The following is a 26,429-nucleotide window of genomic DNA, read 5'->3' as shown; positions in this document are numbered from 1 at the left end:
CTTCAAATACACAAAAGGCTGGTTAATCCAGCCTTTGTTTTATCAACATTTTGCTAAGCATATGCGCATCGGAGTTTCATTATTTCTTGATTGATCTCTTTGACCGCTCGGAAATGGCGTTGCTCTGCTTTCTCCGGCAGTATTAACTTACCGTTATCAAACTCGAATCTACCGACCCCGTAAATATAAATTCTTCCTTTAAAAAGACGACTTATATGTTTAGCAATCATACTTGGTGTATAGCGCTTAAACAGTCTCATATTTACTTTCCTTTTATCTAACCTAGCCTAGGTATTCTACGTTCTGGACGCGAAAATTATTGTGACAGCAATAGTATTAAATACAGATGTAGGGTGTTGCGTCAGAGAATTGTGTTGTCTTAGACAATTTGACAGTGTCATCTCTTAAATAGCGTGAGGATTACCCCAAAAATAACCTCTCTAAAGGAACCCTTACGCCAATACACTCCTTTTTACGTGACGCATTAAGCAATAGTTTTGTTACAGAATTAAGAATAGAACGAAAACGGTTGTTTGCTAGTTGTTTCTATTAAGGTCGTGCTTCGCGTAACACACTTTACGTTCTAACGATTAGAGGAAATGAAAGAGAAAAAGTTCCACGTAAAAAAAAGCCCGCTTCAGCGGGCGAATAGTCACAGATGCATTACACAAAAGTGGATAACTAACTGCATGAATGCTGTCACTCAGCTAGCTGACTCACTTTATATTGGTTAAGTGCTTGTTTGAAACTTAACCAACAAATTCAGCATATACGAGTTTTATCTTTGTGACTATTTATGTTTTATATGTGATTAAAAATTCTCATGTCTATTTTTGTAGATATGAGCGAGATCACGCAGTGATAGAAACACTACGTGTCATTACATTGTTTTTAGACGATTAACGACAGATCTCAGCTACGGTAGGCTGGCACAATTGGATAAGATCTTGAATAGAAAGCGCCAGCCCAGCCATTCGATCGCCACTGCTGATCGTGACTTCCTGTTCTTCTAGTAAGCTGGGGTCGAACACGATTGGCATATGACGTTTGAGTAACAGAGGAGTGACAGTACCAACTTTGTAACCAGTGATGGACTCAACGTCGGCTTGATCAACACAAGTCATCCGGCGACATTTCAGTAACGAGCGCACTTTTTTGGGATCAACGCTACGATCACCTGGCGCACAGGCGAGTGCATATTGATCACCCATGTCTCGTAGCAAGATTGCTTTCACCATTTGAGAAGGGCGAATGCCGCGTTGGTGCGCGGCATCCTCAATGGTGGTTGCTGGTCTTTGATGCGGTAACAGACGAAACGGAATGTGTTGGTCTGTGAGAAATTGCATCAAAGGAGTATTGATTGTATTACTCATCATCAAGACTGTAAGGCAGTGATTCGATTGTCCATTCACATTCTGGTTGCGCAACCAAACGAAGACGAGTGTCTTCATCGAGATTATTAGGCAGTACGATCAGGCCAATCGCGTGATTGTCACTGAACTGGTAGTGATTTAACAAAGCACCTACTGAACGCCAGTTTTCACCTACGCTGCGTTCGAGCTCAATTGGTTCGTCACTGAATGGAGCAGAAGTTGCACCTTTTACGATATACATCGCACGTTTATTGGTACCGCGATACTTCGCTCGTGCTACCGTTTCTTGTCCCGTGTAGCAGCCCTTTGTGAAGCTTATGCCTCCTAAAGCTTGCACGTTAAGTGCTTGTGGAATGTGAGCATTCTGCGCGGATGCAGAGACAAATGGTAGACCTGCCTCAATATCGAAACGATTCCAAAGCTCATTTGTCGTAAAGACAGCGTCGGTAGTTTCAACGATTTGCTGTGCTTCTGGCGCACTTAATATCAGTAACCAGCGATCTTGTGCAACTTGCACTGCTGTGCCACCGTCAACTGGGCGAACGCTGCCAGTTGTCTTGCTCATTGTTGAAATGAATTCGTCGGCTTTGACGCCAGCAACACCTAAGATAACGTCATCAGAAGCTTCAATCGTTACTTTAGAGAAAATGGCGTATTTCTTTATTTCATTAAGTTCTACGTCAATCGCCGATTTTGGTTGGATCATGCCGTAGCCATCATGATGATGGAAAAGGCGGAACACGCTCCACACTTTGCCTTTTGCATCACAATGTGCGCCCAGTGTTGATTGGTCTTGTTCTAAAGAAACAACATCGCAGGTAACCTGACCTTGTAAGTATGATTTTTTATCGTCACCGATCATGGTGATCATGCCGAAGTTATCCAGCAGTGAGATAGATAACTCTGGAAGTGCGTCTTGAGTTGAGAGAGGTAATGCTGAAAAACGAGTTTGCCATTCCATAATTACAATGCCTTTTGAAGATATTTTTCCGCTATGTTATACCCAAATAACCTTGAGATACTAGGGGAGCGATTTACGAATCAACATTTGTCTGCTTTCACTATCGTATTGTGACCCGCACACTAGTGACGTAGCACATCCCTTGTTACACTCCGCACTAACAACAAGACATCTATGAAGGAATAGTGAATGTACACTCCGGAAGAAAAAGCGCGTATTAAATGGGCTTGTCGTCGAGGCATGCTTGAGCTTGACGTAGTAATTATGCCGTTTTTTGAAGAGTGCTTTGATACTCTGAGTGAACAAGAGCAGCGTGACTTTGTTTCTTTACTTGAATGCGATGATCCTGATCTGTTTACTTGGGTAATGGGGCATGGCCGTAGCGAAAATTTAGGTCATGCAGCAATGGTTGATAAAATTGTCGCCCATAACCTCAGCAAAGTTCGTTAATTTTACTGCTTCTCCCTCTCTGACTGCCCGAGTCCTCAATGTTGTACTTTTCTTATTGATGACTTGGGCTGTTATCCTCTCTAGCATTCCGCTCGTATTATCGACTTATTTGTTATTACTGATTGTTAAGGCTCTCTCAAGCCAAGGCCTTGTTCAACCTACAAGTCATGGGCATTGGTATGTGCACTGCGATGGCTCGGTTAGGTTTGATGCCCTTGAGTATGGCGAATACTCGGAAGATATTGAGTCCGAAAAGGGTCATTTACAGCGAGTCGATACATCGGCATCACCATTCAAGATAACATTCCAATTGCAATCTGGCCGTAGTGTTACGATTTGGCGTGATAGCTGTGACGATGAGCAGTATCGTCAATTATCTTTGGTATTACGCCAATGGGAAATGAAACAGGGAGCTAATGCTCCCTGCTGATGTAATAGTTGACTCGGTAGAGTTAAAGCTGTTTAGCTGGAACCAAAATCGTTGGTCCGCTGTTTTCCAGTTGGTTCGGATAATCAAGCGTGTAGTGCAAACCTCGACTCTCTTTACGCTGCATCGCACAACGAACCATCAACTCTGCGACTTGTAAAAGGTTACGCAGTTCTAATAAGTTGTTCGACACACGGAAATTGCTGTAGTACTCGTGTGTTTCTTGTTGCAACAGTTGGATACGGCGTAAGGCGCGCTCTAAACGCTTGTCAGTTCGCACAATGCCCATGTAGTCCCACATAAACAGACGAAGCTCGTGCCAGTTGTGCTGAATGATCACTTCTTCATCACTATTGGTTACTTTGCTTTCATCCCAACATGGCACCTGTGAGGGTAGCTCAACGTTAGTGTGATGTTTTAGAATATCTTTTGCCGCAGACCAAGCATAAACCACGCATTCGAGAAGTGAGTTTGATGCCATGCGGTTAGCACCGTGCAGCCCGGTGTAGCTAACTTCACCAATCGCATACAAATTTTTCAGATCGGTGCAGCCATTTCTATCCACCATGACACCGCCACAAGTGTAGTGTGCAGCAGGTACGATTGGGATTGGCTCTTTAGTCATGTCAATGCCCAAGTCCATCAAACGTGAATAAATGGTTGGGAAGTGTTTCGTAATAAAGTCAGCAGGCTTATGACTGATGTCGAGATACATACAGTCGGCGCCTAAACGCTTCATTTCGAAGTCGATAGCACGAGCCACCACGTCACGCGGAGCAAGCTCTTTACGTTCATCGAAATCTGGCATAAAGCGAGAGCCATCTGGACGACGCAGGTAAGCACCTTCGCCACGCAACGCTTCAGTCAGCAAGAAGTTACGTGCTTCTGGGTGATATAAACACGTCGGATGGAACTGGTTAAATTCCATATTCGCCACACGACACCCTGCACGCCAAGCAATCGCAATACCATCACCAGACGACACATCTGGGTTAGAGGTGTATTGATAAACCTTTGAAGCACCACCTGTAGCGAGAACCACAAATTTGGCTCGCACGGTTTCGACATGCTCTTCGTTGCGGTTCCAAATATAAGCACCGATAACTTTGTTTTTATCACCGCCAATTTTGTCTTCGGTGATTAAGTCCAGAGCATTGTGACGTTCGAGAACATGAATGTTTGGATGGTTATGAGCGTTATCTTGCAGGGAGGTTTGCATCGCCATACCTGTCGCATCTGCCGCGTGAAGAATACGACGACGGCTATGACCACCTTCACGAGTTAAGTGGTAGCGAGGTTCATCGTCAGAGTCATCTTCTTCACGATCAAATGGGACACCACCGTCAATCAACCACTGTACGCACTCTTTTGAATGCTCAGCAATGAACCTTACGGTCTCCTCATCGCAAATACCATCCCCGGCGATTTGCGTGTCTTCAACGTGTGAATCAATGGTGTCTGACTCATCAAATACGGCAGCGATACCGCCTTGAGCATAGTATGTCGCCCCTTCGCTGCGTGGTCCTTTACTCAGCACCATCACCTTACAGTGGTTAGCAACGCGCAAAGCCAACGACAAACCTGCCGCGCCACTCCCTACCACTAATACATCACACTCATGTTCACGATTTGTGTTCATATAACTTTTATAATCCCAAGCTAAGGTAACAAAGTTACCTTGTGTATTATTTGCACACCATGTGCATTCCATTATCGCGACATCTGTCGCTAAGGGCTAAGTTGGGAGACCTATCGACGTCCGTGTTACGGCGGTGACTGAGCCACTCTTCTTTTTCATGCAGAGCATGAGCATGCTTCCTAATTTGTAACGCGGTGTTCAGATAGCCATTAGCCATGCAAATGAAAAGTAATAGTTTGTCAATGCCATTGCTTTTCCATGCTCGACCCAGCACAATCTGGGACAGAGATCATTCATTATACCCATTTCCCTCCAAGATGCTCGCTTGTCAAACTTAGACTAAAGTCAGGCAGCGGTGGTCATTTGGGTACAGACATCACACTGTGAAAAAACAATGACAAAAAACTTGAGAAACCATGGAACTTTCTCATTCACGTTAGGGTCACAATAGTGCTCAAGTAAGCAGTGGTGTCAATACTACGTTTTGCATAATTAGTACCCATATCTGAGAAGAGTAGGGGCATAACAAATAGGAGTATCCGCTCGAATGAACGAGCAGCTGACCGATCAAGTATTGATTGAGCGAGTTCAGAATGGCGATAAGCAAGCATTCAACCTGTTGGTAACAAAGTACCAGAATAAGGTATGTAATCTTATTTCCAGATACGTTAGTAATCCTGGCGATGTACCAGATGTAGCACAAGAAGCGTTTATTAAAGCTTACCGAGCTATCCCTAGCTTTCGTGGGGAAAGTGCGTTTTATACGTGGCTGTATCGCATTGCAGTGAATACTGCGAAAAATCACATTGTTGCTCAAGGGCGTAGACCTCCAGCGACAGATGTCGATGCTGAAGATGCTGAATTTTACGAAACAGGTAGTGCACTTAAAGAAATATCGAACCCTGAGAACTTAACGTTGTCCAAAGAATTGCAACGGGTGGTGTTCAGTGCAATCGAAGCTTTACCTGAAGATTTAAAAACCGCAATGACATTACGAGAGCTCGACGGCTTGAGTTATGAAGAAATTGCAGAAGTGATGGATTGCCCGGTAGGAACGGTACGATCGCGTATCTTCCGTGCTCGTGAGGCGGTGGAAAAGAAAATCAGACCTCTTTTGCAACGCTAGTACAAGTAATAACTATGGTGAAAATAATGGCTGACAAAGAAAAACTTTCAGCTCTCATGGATGGAGAATTGGTCGATAAGGCTTTAATTCAAGAGTTAGAGCAAGACCAAGAGAGCCGTGATGCTTGGCAGAACTATCACCTGATTGGTGATGTGATGCGAGGTGAAGCGCCAGCAAAACCTGAGTGGAATATTGCTGAAAGCGTGGCGTTAGCGTTAGAAGATGAACCTGCATACCGTGCGTTTGATTCGCACAGTGCAAATGTTATCTCAATTGCGGATACGCCAAAAGAGTCGCAACCAGAACCGCAAAAAGCAAAACGTCAGTTGCCAGGTTGGTTGACGCAGTTTGGTCAAGTTGCTGTTGCTGCATGTGTATCGCTTGTTGTTATTTTAGGTGTACAGCAGTACGGTGGTAGCGATTCAATGTCGCCGCAAACAGATCAATTACCTGTATTGCAGACGGTTCCGTTTGCTGGCAGCGCAGAACCAGTGAGTTTGACTCGTGAGTCTGTAGAACGTTCTGTAGGCGAGGCAAATATGCAAGAGCAGCGCAAGCGTGTTCATGCTATGCTGCGAGACTACGAATTGCAGTTACGAATTAACAGTGATGCATCTCAACAAGATGCAAATCTGAATCCGGATATTGAATGAAAAAATTTCTGATCAGCGCTTGCGCTCTGTTCAGTATGATGTCTTCTCAAGCCTTTGCTGGTGATAAGCCAGCGGAGGCTTTATTGCATCAAATGAGCGAGGCGAGTAAGAATTTAAGTTACGAACTCTCTTATATCCTTATCAAAAAGAACAGCATTGAGCCGTTGCTGTATCGTCATGCCACGCATGGTGACGATCAATATGCTCATCTTGTCTACTTAAGTGGCCCTGTGCGTGAAGTGATTCGTCGCGGAACTGAAGTAAGTTATATCGAAACGGGTTTAGAACCATTCACCATCGAGTCAGGTAAAATGGTCGCTCCGACTATGCCTATGCTCAACACCAATATCGATGAGCTAAACTTGTATTACGACTATGTAAAAGTGGGTAGAGCTCGTGAAGCTGGTGTGGCAACACAAGTGCTGCGTATTGTTCCTAAAGACGGTCTGCGCTATTCATACGTACTATGGATCGATGAGAAGAGTAAATTGCCGTTACGTGCCGACCTTGTGGACCGCGATGGTGAGATGCTTGAACAATATCGCACTATTTCTTACACGGTAAACCCAAAAATCGCAGAGTTAATGAGTGGCCTGCAAGATGTTCAATTACCTGCTGTTCTCACCATGCCAAAAGGCGATATTGGGACCAGTAATTGGCAGGTTGGTTGGATCCCTGAGGGTTTCGAGCCGAACGAGCTCAACCGCTATCGAATGGCCGTTACTAATCAAATGGTGGAGAGCCAGCTGTATTCTGATGGTCTGTTTAGCTTCTCTGTTTACGTAGCAAACAAAGATGAGCATTCGTTAAAAGGGCAGTTGGTTCGCCAAGGCAGAAGAACGCTACACAGTTTTGTGAGCGGTCAACATGAAATCTCTGTTGTAGGAGACATTCCACCGACCACAGCACAGCGTATAGCCCAATCTGTCACATTTAATGTAACAAAGAGTAAATAACAATGATGACCGCGTTGGCTACCGTGACAGACGTGCATCGTCGCGGCAAGCAATACGAAATTGATTTAAGTTGCGAACAGCAGACCAGTTGCAGTAGTTGCTCTTCACAGAAAAGCTGTGGAACGGGCGTTGTTACTAAAGCCATTGGTAACAAGAGTTTATCTTGGCACCTGCGCACGGATAAATCGGTGAAAATAGGTCAAGTCGTCGAGATTGGTTTTCCTGAGTCGAGCCTAATAAAATCAGCAATGGCGGTTTATTTACTGCCATTGTTTGGTTTGATTATCGGTGCGATGTTTGGTCACTTCCTATTAGCGCCGCTGACAGCCGGCGGGGAAGGCATCATCATATTGGCATCGGTATTGTTTGCCGCTGGTGGAATGTGGATCGCAAAACGTGTTTCTCGTCCGTTAGAAGATGAATCTAAGCGCCAAGTTACCCTCGTTCGGGTACTTGGAGAGCCAATCCAGTAAGTGCTGTCCCCCTCCACTAAAGGTTATTTGGGTATGTACTTTAAATTACGTGCGCCCGTTAACGAAATTCGGTAGAATCTGCCAACTTGATTGAAATGCCGTCAGTAGATGGCGTTTCTTACTGTCCCTATTTGTAAAGAGTTAGTCACCCTAAATCTATGAAGCACATTCGTAACTTTTCGATTATCGCCCACATCGACCATGGTAAGTCGACCCTATCAGACCGTCTAATCCAAGTTTGTGGCGGGTTAACCGATCGTGAAATGGCCGCACAGGTTCTGGATTCAATGGATCTTGAACGTGAGCGTGGCATCACCATCAAATCTCAGAGTGTGACGCTAAACTACACCGCTAAAGACGGTGAGACGTATCAGCTGAACTTCATCGATACTCCGGGGCACGTTGACTTTGCATATGAAGTATCACGTTCTCTAGCGGCTTGTGAAGGTGCGCTATTGGTTGTGGATGCGGGTCAAGGTGTTGAGGCTCAAACACTGGCTAACTGTTACACCGCGATCGAAATGGATCTAGAGGTTGTGCCAATCTTAAACAAGATTGACCTACCTGCAGCTGATCCTGAGCGTGTAGCGGAAGAAATTGAAGAAATCGTTGGTATCGATGCAATGGAAGCAACCCGCTGTTCTGCGAAGACAGGCATCGGTGTTGATGACGTTCTAGAGAACATTGTGTCAGCGATTCCAGCACCGGAAGGTGATCCAGATGCGCCACTACAAGCGCTGATCATAGACTCATGGTTTGATAACTACCTTGGCGTTGTTTCTCTAGTGCGTATTAAAAACGGCGAACTGAAGAAGAACGATAAGATCAAAGTGATGAGTACGGGCCAAGTTTGGGGTGTAGACCGCCTTGGTATCTTTACGCCAAAACAAGTAGATACCGATACCCTTCGTACAGGTGAAGTAGGTTGGGTTGTTTGTGGTATCAAAGATATTCTTGGCGCCCCTGTTGGTGATACGCTGACTCTAGCGAAGAATGGTTGTGATAAACCGCTACCTGGCTTTAAGAAAGTTAAACCTCAGGTTTACGCAGGTCTGTTCCCTGTATCTTCTGACGATTACGAGAACTTCCGTGACGCACTAGGCAAACTAAGCCTAAACGACGCATCGCTATTCTACGAGCCAGAAAACTCTGCGGCACTTGGCTTTGGTTTCCGTTGTGGTTTCCTTGGCATGTTGCACATGGAAATCATCCAAGAGCGTCTAGAGCGTGAATACGACTTGGATCTTATTACCACAGCACCAACGGTAGTTTACGAAGTTGAGAAGACGGATGGCGATCTGCTGTATGTTGATAGCCCAGCAAAACTACCAGCGATCAATGATATTGAAGAAATTCGTGAACCGATTGCGCGTTGTAATATCCTTGTGCCTTCAGAGTACCTAGGTAACGTAATCACCCTGTGTGTTGAAAAGCGAGGCAGTCAAGTTGATATGGTTTACCACGGTAACCAAGTCGCTGTGACTTACGATATTCCAATGGCCGAAGTGGTACTGGATTTCTTCGACCGTCTGAAATCAACATCACGCGGTTACGCATCTTTGGATTACAACTTCCAGCGTTTTGAAGCTTCGAACATGGTACGTGTAGACGTTCTTCTTAACGGTGATACTGTTGATGCATTGGCGATGATTACACACAAAGATCAGTCTCAGACTCGCGGTCGTCAGTTGGTAGAGAAGATGAAAGAATTCATCCCTCGCCAAATGTTTGATATCGCAATCCAAGCGGCAATTGGTAACCACATTATCGCTCGTTCAACTGTAAAACAGTTGCGTAAGAACGTTATTGCGAAATGTTACGGCGGTGATGTAAGTCGTAAGAAGAAACTTCTGAAGAAACAGAAAGAAGGTAAGAAACGCATGAAGCAGATCGGTAACGTTGAGCTGCCTCAAGAAGCGTTCCTAGCCATCCTTCACGTAGGTAAAGACTAAAGTTGAACTTTGTCTCACACTTGTCGGTCTTAAGACGTTAGATATTAAAATAAGTGAAAGGGTTTCGGCTCTTTCACTTTCGTATTTTTAGATAAGGGAATTTAATGGCGAATACATTCTCACTGATGTTGGTTATTGCGACTTTGGTAACTGGCGTGGTTTGGCTATTGGAAAAGCTGGTTTTCGCGAAAAAGCGTCAGGAAAAACTGGCTGAGATTCAAGCTCAGACGTCTAATGGTTTGGATGCAGTGACCTTGCAAAAAGTTGAGCGTCAGCCTTGGTGGGTTGAAAATAGCGTCTCTATTTTTCCTGTGATCGCGTTCGTTTTAGTATTACGTTCTTTTATCTACGAACCATTTCAAATCCCATCAGGCTCAATGATGCCTACCTTGCTGGTTGGCGATTTCATTTTAGTTGAGAAGTACGCGTACGGTCTAAAAGACCCAGTATGGCGTACTCAGCTAGTGGAAACTGGTAAGCCTGAGCGTGGTGATATCGTGGTCTTCAAATACCCACCACAACCAAGTGTGGACTACATTAAGCGTGTAGTTGGTTTACCTGGTGATATCGTGCGTTATTCAAGTGATAAGCAGCTTTGCGTGCAAAGCCAAGGCGAATCGGCATGTAAGCCAGTTAAACTGAGCAATGTTGAAGAAAGTCAGTTTAGCTCGAACGGTATTCCAATGATCCAACTGGATGAAAAATTGGGTAACGTTGAGCACAATATTTTGGTTAACCCTCTTGTGCGTAACCGCGTGGAGCAATATTTCCCACGCAGCGGCACGACAGAGTGGGTTGTACCACAAGGTCAGTATTTTGTGATGGGTGATAACCGTGACAACAGTGCTGACAGCCGTTACTGGGGCTTTGTTCCAGAAGCAAACTTAGTCGGTAAAGCTGTCGCGATCTGGATCAGCTTCGAGTTTGATCGTGGCGCAGATAGTGTTCTACCTTCATGGATTCCAACTGGTGTGCGTTTTAACCGCATCGGTGGCATTCACTAACCATTCAAATATCGAGAGAGTATGAATTCTCCAATTGATAAACTAGAGAGAAAGCTCGGCTACCAGTTTCAAGATGCCGGGCTTATCAATTTGGCGCTGACGCACCGCAGCGCCAACAGTAAGCACAATGAACGTCTTGAGTTTCTGGGCGATTCAATTTTAAGTTTTGTCATCGCTGATGATCTGTACCATCGTTTCCCAAAAGTGAACGAAGGTGACATGAGCCGCATGCGTGCTACTTTGGTTCGCGGACATACATTGGCGGAACTGGGTCGTGAATTCGATCTAGGAGATTATTTAAAATTAGGTCCAGGTGAATTGAAGAGTGGCGGTTTTCGCCGAGACTCTATTTTAGCCGATGCGGTTGAAGCCATTATTGGCGCAATTTACCTAGACAGTGATCTTGAAGTTGTGCGAGGCATTGTACTGAGTTGGTATCAGTCACGCCTTGAAGCCATTAAACCAGGCGTTTCACAGAAAGATCCGAAAACTCGCCTACAAGAGTTCCTACAAGGCAGAAGAAAACCGCTGCCTGTCTACACAGTGACTAATATTAAAGGTGAAGCGCACAACCAAGAGTTCACGGTTGAGTGCGAAGTAGCAGGTGTGGATAAGCCTGTAATCGGTAAAGGCACCAGCCGCCGCAAGGCAGAACAAGCGGCTGCTGAAACAGCACTTGAGCAATTAACAAATGGCTGATAACGAATTCGATATCGATGCGTTTTTCGCATCACAAGGTGAGCCAAGCTCGCCAGAAAACCAACACTGTGGCTTTATTGCTATTGTTGGTCGTCCAAACGTAGGTAAGTCGACACTTTTGAACAAGATTTTGGGTCAGAAGATTTCGATCACCTCTCGTAAGCCGCAAACGACACGCCACCGTATTATGGGTGTGGATACGGACGGCGATTACCAAGCGATTTACGTTGACACGCCTGGACTTCACATTGAAGAAAAGCGTGCGATTAACCGTTTGATGAACCGTGCAGCTAACTCGTCATTGAGTGATGTAAACCTTGTGTTCTTCTTAGTCGATGGTACGCATTGGACTAAAGACGATGAGATGGTGCTGACCAAACTTCAAAAATCGAACTTCCCAGTTGTGCTTTGTGTAAACAAAGTCGACAACGTACAAGATCGTAACGACGTGATGCTACACATGGCGGATATGTCTAAGAAGATGGACTTCGTGGATGTTGTGCCAATCTCTGCCAAGCAAGGTAAGAACATTGACGTACTGCGTAAGCACGTGCGTAATCACTTACCTAAAGCAACGCATCACTTCCCAGAAGAATACGTGACTGACCGTTCTCAGCGTTTTATGGCGTCTGAGATTGTGCGTGAAAAGCTGATGCGCTTTACTGGTGAAGAGCTGCCATACTCAGTAACGGTTGAGATTGAACGTTTTGATTACAACCCAGAAACCGACGGTTTCCACATCAATGCATTGATTCTTGTTGAGCGTAATGGCCAGAAGAAAATGGTGATTGGCAAAGGCGGCGAGAAGATTAAAACCATTGGTCGCGAAGCGCGTTTAGATATGGAAGAATTGTTCGGTCGTAAGGTTTACCTAGAAACTTGGGTAAAAGTGAAATCTGGTTGGGCAGACGACGAACGAGCGTTGCGATCGTTGGGTTATATAGACGATTTATAATCTTGGCTGCGAAGGTGCTTCGCTCCAACATCGATGAAACATCAGTATCGATTAAAATAAGGAGCCGCTCGGCTCCTTATTTTTTATTTCACACTTTTTAGGCACAATGACTTAGATGAGTAATCTGTCTTCCGAAGGTTTACAGCGCTGTTTTGTATTGCACCGACGCCCTTACAGTGAATCGAGCTTAATCCTTGATGTATTTAGTGAGGAATATGGCCGAATGACTTTAATGGCCAAAGGCGCGCGCAGTAAGCGTTCGAACTTAAAAGGCGCATTGCAACCTTTTACCCCGCTATTACTTAAATGGTCGGGGAAAGGCTCAATGAAAACTTTGCGTCAAGCCGAGCCGATAAGTCTAGGTTTGCCGTTAACGGGCATTAATCTCTACTCAGCCATGTACGTCAATGAACTGATTGGCCGTATTTTGATGGCTGAAGTGCCGATGCCAGCACTATTTCATGATTATTTGCATGCGTTAACCGAGTTGGCGCACAACGAGAACCCTGAGCCTGCACTGCGTCGTTTTGAGTTAGCCTTGCTGTCTGCGATGGGGTATGGCGTGGATTTTTTGCATTGTGCAGGTACCGGCGAGCCCGTCGATCCAGAAATGACCTATCGTTACCGGGAACAGAAAGGGTTTATTGCTTCGGTTAGGCGCGATAACCTCACGTTTTTAGGGAATGAACTGATTGCTATCAGTGAGCGGCGGTTCGTCACTAAAGAGCAGCTAAAAGCGGCAAAACGCTTTACACGTATAGCCTTAAAGCCGTATCTTGGCGGCAAACCTTTAAAAAGTCGTGAATTTTTCATTCAGACCCCCAGAGCACGGAGTAACGGAAAATGAGCTCAATTTATTTAGGCGTCAATATCGACCATATTGCCACTCTACGTAATGCACGTGGTACAAAATACCCAGATCCTGTTCACGCTGCTGAAATTGCAGAGCGTGCAGGCGCGGACGGTATCACTATCCACTTACGTGAAGACCGTCGCCATATTTTGGATCGTGATGTACGTATTCTGCGTGAAACCATTCAAACGCGTATGAATCTAGAGATGGCAGTGACGGACGAAATGGTTGAGATTGCGCTGCAAACTAAACCAGAGTTTGTGTGTCTAGTGCCTGAAAAGCGTGAAGAACTGACGACGGAAGGTGGCTTAGATGTTGTAGGGCAGCTTGAAAAAATTAAAGCTGCGACGAAAAAGCTGACAGATGCCGGCATTAAAGTTTCGCTCTTTATTGATGCTGACCGTCAACAGATTGAAGCTGCGAAAAAGTGTGGCGCTCCGTTTATTGAGCTACATACTGGCCACTATGCAGATGCGACGACAGAAGACGAACAGCAAGCTGAACTGAAGAAGATTGCTGCTGGTGCGAGTTATGCACATGACCTAGGTATTATTGTTAATGCCGGGCATGGCCTGACTTATCACAATGTCGCACCAATTGCTGCATTACCAGAAATTTACGAACTCAACATTGGTCACTCAATCATTGGTCGCGCAGTATTTGATGGTTTAAATAAAGCGGTTGCTGACATGAAAGCACTGATGATTGAGGCTCGCCAGTCATAGGGCTATCTAGATGGCGATTATAGGGTTAGGGACCGACATTGCAGAAATTGAGCGTATTGAAAAAGCGTTAGCTCGTAGTGGTGAACCTTTTGCTCAGCGGATTCTTTCAGAAGAAGAAATGGCCAAATTCTCACAGCTTAAGCTGCAAGGTCGTTATCTTGCTAAGCGCTTTGCAGTTAAAGAAGCGGCCTCAAAAGCATTGGGAACAGGGATCGCAAAAGGGGTCACGTTTCACGACTTTTCCATCTCGAACGATGAGCTTGGAAAACCAGTGCTCGCATTGACGGGCACAGCCAAGCAAATAGCGGATGCGATGGGCGTTAACCACATTCACCTGTCCATTTCCGATGAGCGTCATTACGCTGTGGCGACGGTCATTTTTGAATCCTAGCTTGTAAGTCTTAAACAAAATACTAAAAAGCCAGAGCATTTGCTCTGGCTTTTGTTTCTCTTCAATAGATCACTGTTCAAGGTATAACTTTGCGGTTGTTGTTACTTTAATCATTTCATCTTGCAGCTCGAACATTTCAGGCTCAACTTCCTCAAGACTGACCCCTGAGCGCAGTGCTTGCTCAAGCGTCGCACAGAGTGACTTCAGTCTTGGAACGCCACAATATGAACTACTGCCGTGCAGCTTATGGATGACATGAATTAGGTCATCACGGGAGATATCTTCTTGCTCCAGAGCTTGGTCAACGACTGCTTCTACTTCAGGGATGAACTCAATCAACATGCGCAGCATGTCTTTAGCGAGATCCTCTTTATTCGCGCTCTGTTTTAAGGCTGCTTGCCAATCAATAATCACATCCTGCTGAGGCGAAGAAACGGGTTGTGGTGCGCTTCCTTCAGGTTCATCAACGTATGAAGGGGCGACTTTGCCAATGCTCTCTGTACAAGCATTTGGGTTCCAGTGAACCAAAACCTGTTGCAGCACATGCTCTTCAATAGGTTTGGTCAAGTAGTCATCCATTCCTGCTGAGAGCAAGCGGTCTCGTTCCCCTGCCATGGCATGCGCCGTTACCGCAATCACTGGCGTGTCTTTATTTAACTCCAGCTCTTTAATGTGCTTACAAGCGGTCACCCCATCCATTTGTGGCATTTGGATATCCATAAAGATTAAATCGTACTTTTTCTCTGTCGCCAGGTTCACCGCTTGCTGGCCATTGCTACAGGCGGTGACGGTTTCTACTCGTTCGCGGAGCAGTGCAGAGATCAGCTTCAAGTTTGCAGGGTTGTCATCCACTGCTAGTACAGTCAGAGGTAAACGGTCCCCTTCGCTTGGCGTAATTGGAGCGCTTAATACAGGTGGCGATTCTACATGTTCGCTAATCAGGCTTTGTAGCAACTTACGGCGAGACAATGGCTTCGTCAGGCACTGGACGTGATGCTCTGTCATTATTTGGTCCGCAAGCGCCAATTCGGTACTCGGTGTCCCTAGGAGAACACTCGGAGCCATACGTTTCGCTTGTTCTATCCAAGGTGTAATAACTTCCGCATCGTGAGTCTGGTTGGCCGCTAAATTCAACAATACATAATCATATTGTTCTTCGTTGTTTGGTAGCGAAGAGCGGTAGGTTACTAAAATACCCTCCTGACTCAGAATCTGTTGGGTTACGGATGCGGCTTGCATGTTTGGTTCAATCAGCAGTAACTGCTTCCCAGTCAGAAGTTCCACTTCAATCAGTTCGCTCATTGGCATCTCGGTTGAGTGCAAGCGCACCGTAAACCAGAAGGTTGAACCTTGGTGTAGACGGCTGGTTAAACTGATTTCGCCGCCCATCTGGCTCACCAGTTTCTGAGTGATAACCAGACCAAGACCAGTACCGCCGTAACGACGTGAAATACTTGCATCTGCTTGGCTAAAGGCTTGGAACAACTGCGCTTGCTGACGCTCAGAGATACCAATACCTGTATCACGCACCATGAATTGCAGTTCGACGGAGTCTCCTGATTGAGAGCGCATTTCTACGCTAACATCAATGTTGCCTCGCTCGGTAAACTTGATTGAGTTACCGACTAAGTTCGTCAAAATTTGCTGAATACGTAGTGGATCCCCAACTAAACCCGGTGGAATTTTAGGGTCCACTTTTAGGGTAATTTCTAACCCTTTCTCATGTGCACTTGTGGCTTGTAGGTTAATTACCTCTTCTAAACTTTCTCGGAAATCAAAAGGAATGTTTTCCAGCGCCAGCTTACCCGCTTCAAGTTTCGAGAAGTCGAGAATGTCATTGATGATATTCAGCAGGTTGTTCGCCGACTTCTCAATCGTCTGTAGGTAATCCGTTTGGCTGTTAGAAAGCTGCGTTTTAAGCATTTGACGAGTAAAGCCAATCACCCCATTGAGCGGAGTACGCAGCTCGTGCGACATGTTTGCCAAGAACTCTGACTTAACCCTGGCCGCTTCTTGCGCGCGTTTCTTCGCGATATCCAGCTCAACGTTCTGAATTTCTAGCTGCTCAAGCGTTTCACGTAAGTCGGACGTGGCTTGGTCTATACTGTGCTGCATCTCCACGTGATATTCTGATAACGATACCGCCATGGCGTTGATGCCATTTTTTAGCTGGTCTAACTCCCCGTGCATTTTGCCTTCGATACGCACATCAAGATGACCGCGGCGAATGCGGTCAACGACATTCTTCATGTGGGTGATAGGTTGGGTCACATCGTGCATTAGACGTGAAGCAAACACACTTGCTAAGCCAAGACCGAGAACCAGAACTAAAAACGCAGAGAAGACTTCTTGATACTGTTGCAGCCTCAAGGAGGAGAGATCTAACTCGACGGCGATGTAACCAATCGCTTTTGTGCCTTGGCTTTCGTTCGACAACTCCGCTAAGTAGTGACCTTCTGACAAAATGGGGACACGCAATATCAGTGAGTTTTCGTAGATTTCCGAATTACCCAGTTGCGGGATCGGTTTATCTTTGGGAAACATCAAGGCTTCAAAATTAGGATGAAAGTTAGAGGTCACAAAGAGCTCATGATGTTCATCAAATACCGCGATACTACGAACCAGTTTGGAGTTTTTGCGGTGCGCGTAGCTTATCAAGCGACGTACCGCCTCTCGGCTTTCTGATAGTAGATGAGTTTCACTGGCAATCGCCAGCGGCTCAATAATGCTGTTACCAGTGGTGATAACTTGTTTCTCAAGGTCTTGGTAGCGGTTAAATGAGAAAAAGCCGCTCAGTAATAAACCAATAATGAGAGTGGGAGCGAGAGTTAGTGTAATTACACGTGCTCGTAAGCCATATCTGGTCATGTTATCTAATTACATCGGAGTCTGGATATGGGAAAATAACGCATTATTTCTCAAGCGCACGATAAAGCCTTGAGCAAAGAAGTGACGTCACCGAATAAACGGTAAGCATAATCAAGTCACTCGAATCACACAACGGCTGCAATCAAGAATAGTGAAGCCGAAGAGCAATTACACATAAATCAGGCATAGAGCATGGCACGCATCTTTCAACCGAAAAAGAAAACCCAACTCAATACTCGGCACCAAGCAGTGCAAGTAGAGCGTTTAGATCACCACGGCGCAGGCATTGCTTACCTCAAAAAGAAGCCATTGTTTATCGATGGAGCACTGCCGGGTGAGGAGGTGGTCACTCAATTGGTGGAAGAAAAGAGCAAATACGCTCGCGGTAAGTTGATTAAAATCCTTAAGCCGAGTGAAGCTCGTGTGGAGCCATTTTGCCCACATTATCATGAGTGCGGTGGCTGTGATTTGCAGCATCTAGATTATGACCAACAATTGACGTACAAACAGCAAACGTTGCGTCAGCTAATGCGAAAATTTTCAGGCAGTGACATTGAACTAGATGCCCCGTTATTGGGATATTCGCAGGCCTACCGTCGCCGTGCGAGAGTGAGCTTGTTTGTTGATAAAAAAACACGTCAGCTACATTTTGGTTTCCGTAAAAAGCAGAGTAAGCAAATTGCGCAAGTGACCGATTGCCCAGTGCTGGCACCGGAACTGAATGTTTTGCTGCCAGAGATTTACTCAGCCCTAAAAGCGTTCAAAAAGCCTGAACAATTGGGTCATGTAGAGCTGGTACTTGGTGATAATGGGCCGTGTATTACGCTGCGCCACTTGAGCGCTCTGACAACGAGTGAAACTCAATCTCTAACGGAGTTGGCAAAACGTCATGGCGCATCGTTGTACTTGATGCCATCGACAGAACAATTAGACCTTATCGAAGGCGATATACCTTTTTATCAAGAAGCTGGAGTGAAAATCCCTTTTGCACCAAATAACTTTATTCAAGTAAACCAAGGTGTAAACCAACAAATGGTCAAGCAAGCGGTTGAGTGGTTAGACCCACAAAAGAGTGACCGAGTGTTAGATTTGTTCTGTGGTTTAGGCAACTTTAGTTTACCAGTTGCGAAATTAGCTAAGCACGTGGTTGGAGTAGAGGGTGTTGCAGAGATGGTAGAAAAAGCCACAAACAATGCATCTTTGAACCAAATCAATAACGCGCAATTTTATCACGCTAACCTTGAGCAAGATTTTGAAGGCCAAGCCTGGGCCGCAGAGCGGTTTGATAAAGTATTATTAGACCCGGCACGCGCGGGAGCGAGTGGGATCATCGATCAAGTTTCTGAGCTTGGCGCACAGCGTGTAGTTTATGTTTCTTGTAATCCTGCTACCCTTGCTAGGGATAGTCAAAGCTTGATAGAGCAAGGCTATAAATTAACGAAATTAGGTATGCTGGACATGTTCCCTCATACCAGTCATCTAGAATCGATGGCATTGTTTGAAAAGTCCTAACTTTAGGACTTTGACCCCTTATTTGTGGTGGGTGGTCATAAAGCCAGCGTGTACGCGCGGTAAAAAGAACTAACCTGGACGGTGTTAGTCAAACCACACGAATATAATAATTAGGATGATGAGATGGTTGCGGTAAGAAGCGCGCATTTAAACCAAGATGAACAGTTTGAACTCGAAAACTGGGTGGCTAGCCTAGGACAAGAGAAAAACACAGCCTCACGCTTAATCGAAGTATATCGAGATTGCCAGACGGTATTAGCTGATAACGAGCAAGCGGAGCTGTTGTTGTGGCGTGGACGAGAAATGATCGAAATTTTGATCACCTTGTCTATGGATCAAGCCACTTTAGTGGCTGCTCAACTGTTTCCTTTGGTTTCAAGTGGTGCTTTTAACAGAGAAATTCTGGAAGAGAAATACAGCAAAGAAATCATAAAATTAATCGACGGCGTTGAAGAAATGGCTGCTATTGGCCAACTCAACGTCAACATGGAAGGCAGTGCAGCGTCATCTCAGGTAGATAACGTACGCCGTATGCTGCTTGCCATGGTGGATGACTTCCGCTGCGTAGTTATCAAGCTCGCGGAACGAATTTGTAATCTTATTGAAGTTAAAAAAGCGCCAGATGAAGTTCGACGTGCGGCGGCAAAAGAGTGTGCCAACATCTATGCGCCGCTAGCAAACCGATTAGGCATCGGTCAGCTGAAATGGGAAATTGAAGATTACGCTTTCCGCTACCAACAACCGGAAACTTACAAACAAATTGCCAAACAGCTTTCTGAGCGACGCATTGTTCGTGAACAGTACATCAAAGACTTTGTTGAAGACCTCACGCACGAAATGGAAGTGTCGGGCATCAATGCCGAAGTGAGTGGTCGACCTAAGCACATCTACAGCATTTGGCGAAAAATGCAGAAAAAGAGTTTGGCCTTTGATGAGCTGTTTGATGTGCGAGCAGTGCGTATCATCGCGGACAAACTGCAAGATTGTTACGCGGCTTTAGGCGTAGTTCACACCAAATACAAGCACCTACCGAGCGAGTTTGATGACTACGTTGCTAACCCTAAACCAAACGGTTATCAATCGATCCATACAGTAATTCTAGGGCCAGAAGGCAAAACCATCGAGATCCAGATTCGTACCAAGCAAATGCATGAAGAGTCGGAGCTGGGTGTTGCAGCGCACTGGAAATATAAAGAAGGGGCAAGCAGCCGAAGCGGTTATGATGAGAAGATCACGTGGCTGCGTAAGCTACTGGATTGGCAAGAAGAAATGTCTGACTCTGGCGAAATGCTCGATGAGCTGCGTAGCCAAGTCTTTGATGACCGTGTTTATGCCTTTACACCACGTGGTGATGTTGTCGATTTGCCAATGGGGGCAACGCCGCTAGATTTTGCCTATCACATTCACTCCGAAGTGGGACACCGTTGTATCGGTGCCAAAGTCGGAGGTCGTATTGTGCCGTTCACGCATAAATTACATATGGGTGACCAAGTCGAGATTATCACTCAGAAAGAACCTAACCCATCACGTGACTGGTTAAACCCATCATTAGGCTTCGTTCATTCTGGTCGTGCGCGTGCCAAAATTAACGCCTGGTTCCGAAAACAAAGCCGTGAGAAGAACCTTGAAGCAGGTCGTGAAATCCTTGAGCATGAGTTAGCCAAAATTGGCGCAACGTTAAAAGATGCAGAGCATTACGCCCTCAAGCGGTTTAACGTCAAAACACCAGATGAATTGTATGTTGGGGTAGGTAGCGGTGATTTGCGCATCAACCAAATCATTAACCATATCAACGCGTTAGTTAACAAGCCAACGGCAGAGGAAGAAGACCAGCAAGCACTGGAAAAACTGCAAGAAGCAGAGCACAAATCACCAGCGCAAAGCCGACCGAAAAAAGACGCCGTCGTTGTAGAAGGTGTCGATAATCTAATGACGCACCTAGCGCGTTGCTGTCAGCCGATTCCAGGTGATGATATCTCTGGTTACATAACGCAAGGTCGTGGGATTTCAGTACACCGTAGTGACTGTGAACAGCTAGAAGAACTGCGCCATCATGCGCCAGAGCGCATCATCGATACGGTCTGGGGCAGCGGCTTTGTGGGGTCATACATCCTCACCGTGCGTGTTGAAGCGATGGAGCGAGGTGGTCTACTCAAAGACATTACGACACTGTTCGCCAACGAAAAGATCAAAGTGACCAGTATGAAGAACCGAGTCGACTACAGACGTCAACTTGCCATCATGGACTTTGACCTAGAAGTCACCAATATTGAGGTGCTTTCGCGGGTTTCGAAGCGTGTGGAACAGATTAAGGATGTCATGACGGTGAAACGCCTTGGCTAAAACTCTCGTCATAGTTATCGTTGTAGCGTTGTTGACTGTACGCACTTGCTCCATCACATGGTGAACCATGCTCAGGAGTCGCGAAAACTTGTTGCCTTGTCAAAGTAACAATTACTTAGTGAAAGCTGCTGAGAAAATATAATGTAGAAGGTGAGTGGTTTTGGCTGCTCACCTTTTTCTTTAATAGAAAGGTTTAAAGGAACAAAAAATGAGTCATCCAATTGAACAATTAGAACAAATCATGGCGAAGCTGCGTGACCCCGAAAACGGTTGCCCTTGGGACTTAAAACAAACCTTTGACACCATCGTTCCGCATACAATAGAAGAAACCTACGAGGTGGTGGACGCGATTCAAAATCGAGATTGGCCCAATCTAAAAGAAGAGCTAGGGGATTTGTTGTTTCAGGTGATTTTTTACAGTCAGCTAGCGAAAGAGCAAGAGCTGTTCGACTTTTCGGATGTCGTCGAAACCGTGAACGAAAAACTGACTCGTCGCCACCCGCATGTTTTTTCAGATGTTGAGTTTGAATCTGACGAGGAAATTAACGCGAACTGGGAAGCGGAAAAAGCAAAAGAAAAAGCCCTAGTAGGCAAAGCGGAAGAAAGTATCCTAGACTCAATACCAAACTCTTTACCGGCACTTTCTCGTGCTACAAAAATTCAGAAAAAATGTGCAAAATTTGGGTTTGATTGGGATTCACTTGGCCCGGTTGTCGATAAAGTACGAGAAGAAATTGACGAAGTCATGGAAGAGGCACTGCAAGTTCAGCCCGATGAAGAGAAAGTTGAGTTGGAGCTCGGTGATTTGCTATTTGCGACTGTCAATTTGGCTCGCCACCTTGATAAAAACCCAGAAGTCGCGCTAGGAAAAGCAAACGTAAAGTTTGCGCGACGTTTTAAACAAGTTGAAGGCAAGGTCCAGCAGTCAGGCAAAGTACTTACAGATTGTTCTTTATCAGAACTTGACCATTTTTGGGATGAAGTAAAACAAGAAGAATCGAGGCAGAGGTAAACTGGCAGAATACATAATATAAGGTCAGCTTGTTTGGTTACACGAAAACGGACTTTGGTTTGTCTTTGCTCACTTTGATTTGAAGCAAAAAATAAAAAATTACGGTGTGATAGATTTCACGTTGTGGCGGTAAGGAGCTTCTGGTATATTTATCTCCCGTCCAGAAGCACTCCATTTCCCTCATTCAACCAATTTCAGGTTAAACATGACGACAAATTACATTTTTGTTACTGGCGGGGTTGTATCCTCTCTAGGTAAAGGTATTGCAGCAGCATCTCTTGCGGCTATTCTAGAAGCTCGTGGTCTTAAAGTGACTATGATGAAGCTTGACCCTTACATCAACGTTGACCCGGGCACAATGAGCCCTACTCAGCACGGTGAAGTGTTCGTTACAGAAGATGGCGCAGAGACTGACCTTGACCTTGGTCACTACGAGCGTTTCATCCGTACCAAGATGACCAAGCGTAACAACTTCACTGCAGGTCGTGTTTATGCCGACGTACTTCGTAAAGAACGTCGTGGTGACTACCTAGGCGCAACTATTCAAGTTATCCCTCATATCACTAACGCAATCAAAGATCGCGTTATTGCAGGTTCTGAAGGCCATGATGTGGCTATCGTTGAAGTTGGCGGTACTGTTGGTGATATCGAATCACTACCATTTATGGAAGCGATTCGTCAGCTAGCTGTTGAGCTAGGCCGTGAGCGCGCAATGTTCATGCACCTAACACTTGTTCCTTACCTAGCGGCAGCGGGCGAAGTGAAAACTAAGCCGACGCAACACTCTGTAAAAGAACTTCTATCTATCGGTATTCAGCCAGATATCCTAGTTTGCCGTAGCGATCGCGTTATTCCTGCGAATGAGCGTAAAAAAATCGCACTGTTCTGTAATGTTCCAGAAAAAGCAGTAATTTCAATGAAGGATGTAGACTCTATCTACAAGATCCCTCAGTTGATTAAATCTCAAGGTCTAGATGACCTTGTGTGTGCTCGCTTTGGTATTACTGCTCCGGAAGCAGACCTTTCTGAATGGGAACAGGTTATCTACGAAGAAGCAAATCCTACTGGTGAAGTAACCATCGGTATGGTTGGTAAATACATTGAATTACCAGATGCATACAAATCTGTGAACGAAGCGCTTAAACACGCTGGCTTGAAAAACCGCCTAAGCGTCACAATTAAGTATGTAGACTCACAAGATATCGAAACAAAAGGCGTTGAACTTCTAGAAGGTTTGGACGCAATCCTAGTACCAGGTGGCTTCGGCGATCGTGGTATTGAAGGCAAGATCCGTGCGGCTCAATATGCACGTGAAAATAACGTGCCTTACCTAGGTATTTGTTTGGGTATGCAAGTTGCACTAATCGAATACGCGCGTAACGTTGCGGGTATGGAAGGTGCACATTCAACAGAATTTAACAAAGAGACTAAGTACCCTGTGGTAGGTTTGATCACAGAGTGGGTAGACGAATCAGGTAGCGTAGAAGAGCGTACTGAAAAGTCTGACCTAGGCGGTACGATGCGTCTTGGTTCACAGCTGTGTCACCTAGAGAAAGGGACTAAAGCTCGTGAACTGTACGGTAGCGCGACGATCCATGAACGTCACCGTCACCGTTACGAAGTGAATAACGTGCTTCGTCCGCAAATCGAAAAAGCAGGCCTAAAAGTATCAGGTCTATCTGCGGACAAGAAGTTAGTGGAAATGATTGAGAACCCAGCTCACCCATGGTTTGTAGCGGCTCAGTTCCACCCAGAATTCACCTCGACTCCTCGCGATGGACATCCATTGTTTGCAGGTTTTGTTAAGGCTGCGGGCCAAAACGCACGCGGCGAATTCGAGAAGTAAAAGGATACGGGCGGCGGCGAAGGTTGTGCTGCTGCCCTTTAAGATTGACATTTATATTTGAAACGAGAGGAAACATTAATGTCTAAGATCGTTAAAGTTCTAGGTCGTGAAATCATCGACTCACGTGGTAACCCAACTGTAGAAGCTGAAGTACACCTAGAAGGCGGTTTCGTAGGTATGGCGGCAGCTCCATCTGGCGCATCTACTGGTTCTCGCGAAGCTCTTGAGCTACGTGACGGTGACAAAGCCCGTTTCCTAGGTAAAGGTGTTCTTAAAGCAGTTGAAGCTGTAAACGGCCCAATCGCTGAAGCTCTAGTTGGCAAAGACGCTAAAGACCAAGCTGCAATCGACGCAGTAATGATCGAACTAGACGGCACTGAAAACAAATCTAAATTCGGTGCTAACGCTATCCTAGCTGTTTCTCTAGCAAACGCTAAAGCTGCTGCTGCTGCGAAAGGCATGCCTCTATACGAGCACATCGCTGAGCTAAACGGCACTGCAGGTCAGTTCTCTATGCCTCTACCAATGATGAACATCATCAACGGTGGCGAGCACGCAGACAACAACGTTGACATCCAAGAGTTCATGATCCAACCAGTTGGCGCTAAGACTCTTAAAGAAGGTCTACGTATCGGTGCAGAAGTATTCCACAACCTAGCTAAAGTTCTTAAGTCTAAAGGCTACAGCACTGCAGTTGGTGATGAAGGTGGTTTCGCTCCTAACCTTAAATCTAACGCTGAAGCTCTAGAAGTTATCGCAGAAGCTGTTGCAGCTGCTGGTTACGAACTAGGTAAAGACGTTACTCTAGCTATGGACTGTGCTGCATCTGAGTTCTTCGACAAAGAAGCTGGCATCTACAACATGAAAGGCGAAGGTAAAACTTTCACTTCTGAAGAGTTCAACCACTACCTAGCTGAGCTAGCTAACCAATTCCCAATCGTTTCTATCGAAGACGGTCTAGACGAGTCTGACTGGGATGGCTTCAAGCACCAAACTGAACTACTAGGTGACAAGCTTCAACTAGTAGGTGACGATCTATTCGTTACTAACACTAAGATCCTTGCTGAAGGTATCGAGAAAGGCGTAGCTAACTCTATCCTTATCAAGTTCAACCAAATCGGTTCTCTAACTGAGACTCTAGCTGCAATCAAGATGGCTAAAGACGCAGGTTACACAGCAGTAATCTCTCACCGTTCTGGCGAAACTGAAGATGCAACTATCGCTGACCTAGCGGTAGGTACAGCTGCAGGTCAAATCAAAACTGGTTCTATGAGCCGTTCTGACCGTGTTGCTAAGTACAACCAGCTAATCCGTATCGAGGAAGCTCTAGGTGAGCGCGCTCCTTTCAACGGTCTTAAAGAAGTTAAAGGTCAAGCTTAATTCTTAATTGAATTAACCGCTTAACTTAAAGCTTTTGAAAACGCCTCGCACTTGCGGGGCGTTTTTTATATGACGGAAGCTCTAAGTGAGCGCGCTCCTCCATGTTTCAAGGAAGCGGTCTCAAAGAAGTTAAAGGTCAGGCTTAATTCTTAACTGAGTTAACGGCTTATCTTAAAGCTTTTAAAAACACCCTGCCTTGGCGGGGTGTTTCTTTATATAACGGAAGCTCTAGGTGAGCGCGCTCCTCCATGTTTCAAGGAAGCGGTCTTAAAGAAGTTAAAGGTCAAGCTTAATTCTTATTGAGTAAAGTTTCGCTAAATAGCTTTTTGAAACCATCGCTACGGCGGTTTTTTTGTATTTATAAGTTTGTATTTTTGGCTCTTACTTTGGTCATGGGTAAGGAGCGCTTCCTATGAGCTTGTTTCATTTTGCTGCTTATTTCTTGTAAGGAGCGTGTGAGTCTCCCTTTCTCCCCTAGAGGCAACCTCGCATTTATGCTATATATGTCACCTTATCTAATTCCTTCCGGTACAGAATGTTAGCAGCGATATGCGAATCTTTGTTATAGCCCTTACGCTACTGTTTGGCTTGCTTCAATACACTCTATGGTTTGGTAAAAACGGAGTGTCTGACTACTACACAGTAAAAGATGAAATTGAAGTTCAGCAACAAGTGAACAGCAAGCTACAAGCTCGCAACAATGAAATGTTCGCTGAGATTGATGACTTAAGGCAAGGTCTTGATGCGATTGAAGAACGTGCGCGTCATGAGCTCGGTTTAGTTAAAGATGGCGAGACTTTTTACCGCATTATAGGTGAGGAAAACCATTAA

24 protein-coding genes are annotated in these 26,429 nt (G+C 45.4%); 19 read left to right on the top strand and 5 right to left on the bottom strand.

Going from position 1 to position 26,429, the window contains the following annotated elements; translation table 11 throughout:
* Positions 1-53: 53 nt before the first annotated feature.
* The 3 genes from R7Q38_RS13100 to ygfZ form a co-directional block, all read right to left on the bottom strand.
* Entirely contained in the window at positions 54-260 is a 207-nt protein-coding gene (locus tag R7Q38_RS13100) for a DUF1107 domain-containing protein (protein ID WP_005380970.1), read from the bottom strand.
* 639 nt (positions 261-899) lie between these two features.
* Complete coding sequence (locus R7Q38_RS13095) at positions 900-1,373, bottom strand: aminoacyl-tRNA deacylase (protein ID WP_213867361.1); 474 nt, start codon at positions 1,371-1,373, stop codon at positions 900-902.
* Positions 1,366-2,334, bottom strand: a complete 969-nt coding sequence (gene ygfZ, locus R7Q38_RS13090) for a tRNA-modifying protein YgfZ (protein ID WP_054577171.1) — start codon at positions 2,332-2,334, stop codon at positions 1,366-1,368. Before ygfZ ends, R7Q38_RS13095 begins: the two co-directional genes overlap by 8 nt.
* A gap of 189 nt (positions 2,335-2,523) precedes the next feature.
* Between ygfZ and R7Q38_RS13085 the strand changes: the two genes are divergently transcribed.
* Positions 2,524-2,784 (top strand): succinate dehydrogenase assembly factor 2, encoded by a 261-nt coding sequence (locus tag R7Q38_RS13085; protein WP_005380951.1) that lies wholly within the window; start codon positions 2,524-2,526, stop codon positions 2,782-2,784.
* Positions 2,753-3,214 carry a protein YgfX gene (locus R7Q38_RS13080; RefSeq protein WP_224721353.1) on the top strand — a complete coding sequence of 154 codons (462 nt, stop codon included), beginning with the start codon at positions 2,753-2,755 and terminating at the stop codon, positions 3,212-3,214. The genes R7Q38_RS13085 and R7Q38_RS13080 overlap by 32 nt, the downstream gene beginning before the upstream one ends.
* Before the next feature lie 22 nt (positions 3,215-3,236).
* Here R7Q38_RS13080 and nadB read toward each other — a convergent pair whose 3' ends face one another.
* Entirely contained in the window at positions 3,237-4,850 is a 1,614-nt protein-coding gene (gene nadB / locus R7Q38_RS13075; protein WP_005380947.1) for an L-aspartate oxidase, read from the bottom strand.
* 547 nt (positions 4,851-5,397) lie between these two features.
* Here nadB and rpoE point away from each other — a divergent pair.
* The 11 genes from rpoE (at position 5,398) to acpS (ending at position 14,637) form a co-directional block, all read left to right on the top strand.
* Positions 5,398-5,976, top strand: a complete 579-nt coding sequence (rpoE, locus tag R7Q38_RS13070; protein ID WP_005380946.1) for an RNA polymerase sigma factor RpoE — start codon at positions 5,398-5,400, stop codon at positions 5,974-5,976.
* A 26-nt stretch (positions 5,977-6,002) separates the two neighbouring features.
* Positions 6,003-6,629, top strand: a complete 627-nt coding sequence (locus tag R7Q38_RS13065; protein ID WP_213969007.1) for a sigma-E factor negative regulatory protein — start codon at positions 6,003-6,005, stop codon at positions 6,627-6,629.
* Entirely contained in the window at positions 6,626-7,585 is a 960-nt protein-coding gene (rseB, locus tag R7Q38_RS13060; protein WP_005380941.1) for a sigma-E factor regulatory protein RseB, read from the top strand. Before R7Q38_RS13065 ends, rseB begins: the two co-directional genes overlap by 4 nt.
* A 2-nt stretch (positions 7,586-7,587) precedes the next feature.
* A complete protein-coding gene (locus R7Q38_RS13055; protein ID WP_005384575.1) occupies positions 7,588-8,058 on the top strand; it encodes a SoxR reducing system RseC family protein in 471 nt (156 codons plus the stop codon).
* 158 nt (positions 8,059-8,216) lie between these two features.
* The gene (lepA, locus tag R7Q38_RS13050) at positions 8,217-10,010 is read left to right on the top strand and encodes a translation elongation factor 4 (protein WP_005380934.1); all 1,794 of its coding nucleotides are present in this window, start codon (positions 8,217-8,219) and stop codon (positions 10,008-10,010) included.
* A gap of 104 nt (positions 10,011-10,114) precedes the next feature.
* Positions 10,115-11,014, top strand: a complete 900-nt coding sequence (gene lepB / locus R7Q38_RS13045) for a signal peptidase I (RefSeq protein WP_005380933.1) — start codon at positions 10,115-10,117, stop codon at positions 11,012-11,014.
* Between the two features lie 21 nt (positions 11,015-11,035).
* Positions 11,036-11,713 (top strand): ribonuclease III, encoded by a 678-nt coding sequence (gene rnc / locus R7Q38_RS13040; RefSeq protein WP_005380932.1) that lies wholly within the window; start codon positions 11,036-11,038, stop codon positions 11,711-11,713.
* Positions 11,706-12,668 carry a GTPase Era gene (gene era, locus R7Q38_RS13035; RefSeq protein WP_239938374.1) on the top strand — a complete coding sequence of 321 codons (963 nt, stop codon included), beginning with the start codon at positions 11,706-11,708 and terminating at the stop codon, positions 12,666-12,668. Before rnc ends, era begins: the two co-directional genes overlap by 8 nt.
* Before the next feature lie 115 nt (positions 12,669-12,783).
* Positions 12,784-13,515, top strand: coding sequence for a DNA repair protein RecO (gene recO / locus R7Q38_RS13030; RefSeq protein WP_005384578.1), 732 nt, complete (start codon positions 12,784-12,786; stop codon positions 13,513-13,515).
* Entirely contained in the window at positions 13,512-14,246 is a 735-nt protein-coding gene (gene pdxJ / locus R7Q38_RS13025; protein ID WP_005384579.1) for a pyridoxine 5'-phosphate synthase, read from the top strand. Before recO ends, pdxJ begins: the two co-directional genes overlap by 4 nt.
* A gap of 10 nt (positions 14,247-14,256) precedes the next feature.
* Positions 14,257-14,637 carry a holo-ACP synthase gene (gene acpS, locus R7Q38_RS13020; protein WP_005380927.1) on the top strand — a complete coding sequence of 127 codons (381 nt, stop codon included), beginning with the start codon at positions 14,257-14,259 and terminating at the stop codon, positions 14,635-14,637.
* Between the two features lie 69 nt (positions 14,638-14,706).
* Here acpS and barA read toward each other — a convergent pair whose 3' ends face one another.
* On the bottom strand, positions 14,707-17,505 hold the full coding sequence (barA, locus tag R7Q38_RS13015; RefSeq protein WP_005383774.1) for a two-component sensor histidine kinase BarA: 2,799 nt from the start codon (positions 17,503-17,505) through the stop codon (positions 14,707-14,709).
* A gap of 192 nt (positions 17,506-17,697) precedes the next feature.
* Here barA and rlmD point away from each other — a divergent pair, with 192 nt between their 5' ends.
* The 6 genes from rlmD to ftsB all read left to right on the top strand — a co-directional run bounded on the left by rlmD (position 17,698) and on the right by ftsB (position 26,429).
* On the top strand, positions 17,698-19,017 hold the full coding sequence (gene rlmD / locus R7Q38_RS13010) for a 23S rRNA (uracil(1939)-C(5))-methyltransferase RlmD (protein WP_239938375.1): 1,320 nt from the start codon (positions 17,698-17,700) through the stop codon (positions 19,015-19,017).
* Between the two features lie 123 nt (positions 19,018-19,140).
* Positions 19,141-21,360: a GTP diphosphokinase gene (gene relA, locus R7Q38_RS13005; protein ID WP_005380915.1), complete on the top strand. Its 2,220-nt coding sequence runs from the start codon at positions 19,141-19,143 to the stop codon at positions 21,358-21,360.
* Between the two features lie 208 nt (positions 21,361-21,568).
* On the top strand, positions 21,569-22,372 hold the full coding sequence (mazG, locus tag R7Q38_RS13000; RefSeq protein ID WP_005383780.1) for a nucleoside triphosphate pyrophosphohydrolase: 804 nt from the start codon (positions 21,569-21,571) through the stop codon (positions 22,370-22,372).
* 205 nt (positions 22,373-22,577) lie between these two features.
* On the top strand, positions 22,578-24,218 hold the full coding sequence (locus R7Q38_RS12995) for a CTP synthase (protein ID WP_021034029.1): 1,641 nt from the start codon (positions 22,578-22,580) through the stop codon (positions 24,216-24,218).
* 78 nt (positions 24,219-24,296) lie between these two features.
* Complete coding sequence (gene eno, locus R7Q38_RS12990; protein ID WP_005383785.1) at positions 24,297-25,598, top strand: phosphopyruvate hydratase; 1,302 nt, start codon at positions 24,297-24,299, stop codon at positions 25,596-25,598.
* A 549-nt stretch (positions 25,599-26,147) separates the two neighbouring features.
* Positions 26,148-26,429, top strand: coding sequence for a cell division protein FtsB (gene ftsB, locus R7Q38_RS12985; RefSeq protein WP_005380907.1), 282 nt, complete (start codon positions 26,148-26,150; stop codon positions 26,427-26,429).

This window comes from Vibrio sp. Vb0598 (genome assembly GCF_033338935.1).
Lineage (GTDB): Bacteria > Pseudomonadota > Gammaproteobacteria > Enterobacterales > Vibrionaceae > Vibrio > Vibrio alginolyticus.
The sequence above is the reverse complement of the archived record's forward strand: the minus strand, read 5'-3'. Positions and strand labels throughout refer to the sequence as shown.

Bases quoted from the DNA above. Each gene is read 5' to 3' on its own strand.
- acpS (WP_005380927.1), top strand. From the start codon at position 14,257: ATGGCGATTATAGGGTTAGGGACCGACATTGCAGAAATTGAGCGTATT.
- R7Q38_RS12995 (WP_021034029.1), top strand. From the start codon at position 22,578: ATGACGACAAATTACATTTTTGTTACTGGCGGGGTTGTATCCTCTCTA.
- rseB (WP_005380941.1), top strand. From the start codon at position 6,626: ATGAAAAAATTTCTGATCAGCGCTTGCGCTCTGTTCAGTATGATGTCT.
- nadB (WP_005380947.1), bottom strand. From the start codon at position 4,850: ATGAACACAAATCGTGAACATGAGTGTGATGTATTAGTGGTAGGGAGT.
- ygfZ (WP_054577171.1), bottom strand. From the start codon at position 2,334: ATGGAATGGCAAACTCGTTTTTCAGCATTACCTCTCTCAACTCAAGAC.
- barA (WP_005383774.1), bottom strand. From the start codon at position 17,505: ATGACCAGATATGGCTTACGAGCACGTGTAATTACACTAACTCTCGCT.
- recO (WP_005384578.1), top strand. From the start codon at position 12,784: ATGAGTAATCTGTCTTCCGAAGGTTTACAGCGCTGTTTTGTATTGCAC.
- R7Q38_RS13095 (WP_213867361.1), bottom strand. From the start codon at position 1,373: ATGAGTAATACAATCAATACTCCTTTGATGCAATTTCTCACAGACCAA.
- ftsB (WP_005380907.1), top strand. From the start codon at position 26,148: ATGCGAATCTTTGTTATAGCCCTTACGCTACTGTTTGGCTTGCTTCAA.
- pdxJ (WP_005384579.1), top strand. From the start codon at position 13,512: ATGAGCTCAATTTATTTAGGCGTCAATATCGACCATATTGCCACTCTA.
- lepB (WP_005380933.1), top strand. From the start codon at position 10,115: ATGGCGAATACATTCTCACTGATGTTGGTTATTGCGACTTTGGTAACT.
- lepA (WP_005380934.1), top strand. From the start codon at position 8,217: ATGAAGCACATTCGTAACTTTTCGATTATCGCCCACATCGACCATGGT.
- relA (WP_005380915.1), top strand. From the start codon at position 19,141: ATGGTTGCGGTAAGAAGCGCGCATTTAAACCAAGATGAACAGTTTGAA.
- eno (WP_005383785.1), top strand. From the start codon at position 24,297: ATGTCTAAGATCGTTAAAGTTCTAGGTCGTGAAATCATCGACTCACGT.
- rlmD (WP_239938375.1), top strand. From the start codon at position 17,698: ATGGCACGCATCTTTCAACCGAAAAAGAAAACCCAACTCAATACTCGG.
- rpoE (WP_005380946.1), top strand. From the start codon at position 5,398: ATGAACGAGCAGCTGACCGATCAAGTATTGATTGAGCGAGTTCAGAAT.
- rnc (WP_005380932.1), top strand. From the start codon at position 11,036: ATGAATTCTCCAATTGATAAACTAGAGAGAAAGCTCGGCTACCAGTTT.
- R7Q38_RS13085 (WP_005380951.1), top strand. From the start codon at position 2,524: ATGTACACTCCGGAAGAAAAAGCGCGTATTAAATGGGCTTGTCGTCGA.
- R7Q38_RS13055 (WP_005384575.1), top strand. From the start codon at position 7,588: ATGATGACCGCGTTGGCTACCGTGACAGACGTGCATCGTCGCGGCAAG.
- R7Q38_RS13100 (WP_005380970.1), bottom strand. From the start codon at position 260: ATGAGACTGTTTAAGCGCTATACACCAAGTATGATTGCTAAACATATA.
- era (WP_239938374.1), top strand. From the start codon at position 11,706: ATGGCTGATAACGAATTCGATATCGATGCGTTTTTCGCATCACAAGGT.
- mazG (WP_005383780.1), top strand. From the start codon at position 21,569: ATGAGTCATCCAATTGAACAATTAGAACAAATCATGGCGAAGCTGCGT.
- R7Q38_RS13065 (WP_213969007.1), top strand. From the start codon at position 6,003: ATGGCTGACAAAGAAAAACTTTCAGCTCTCATGGATGGAGAATTGGTC.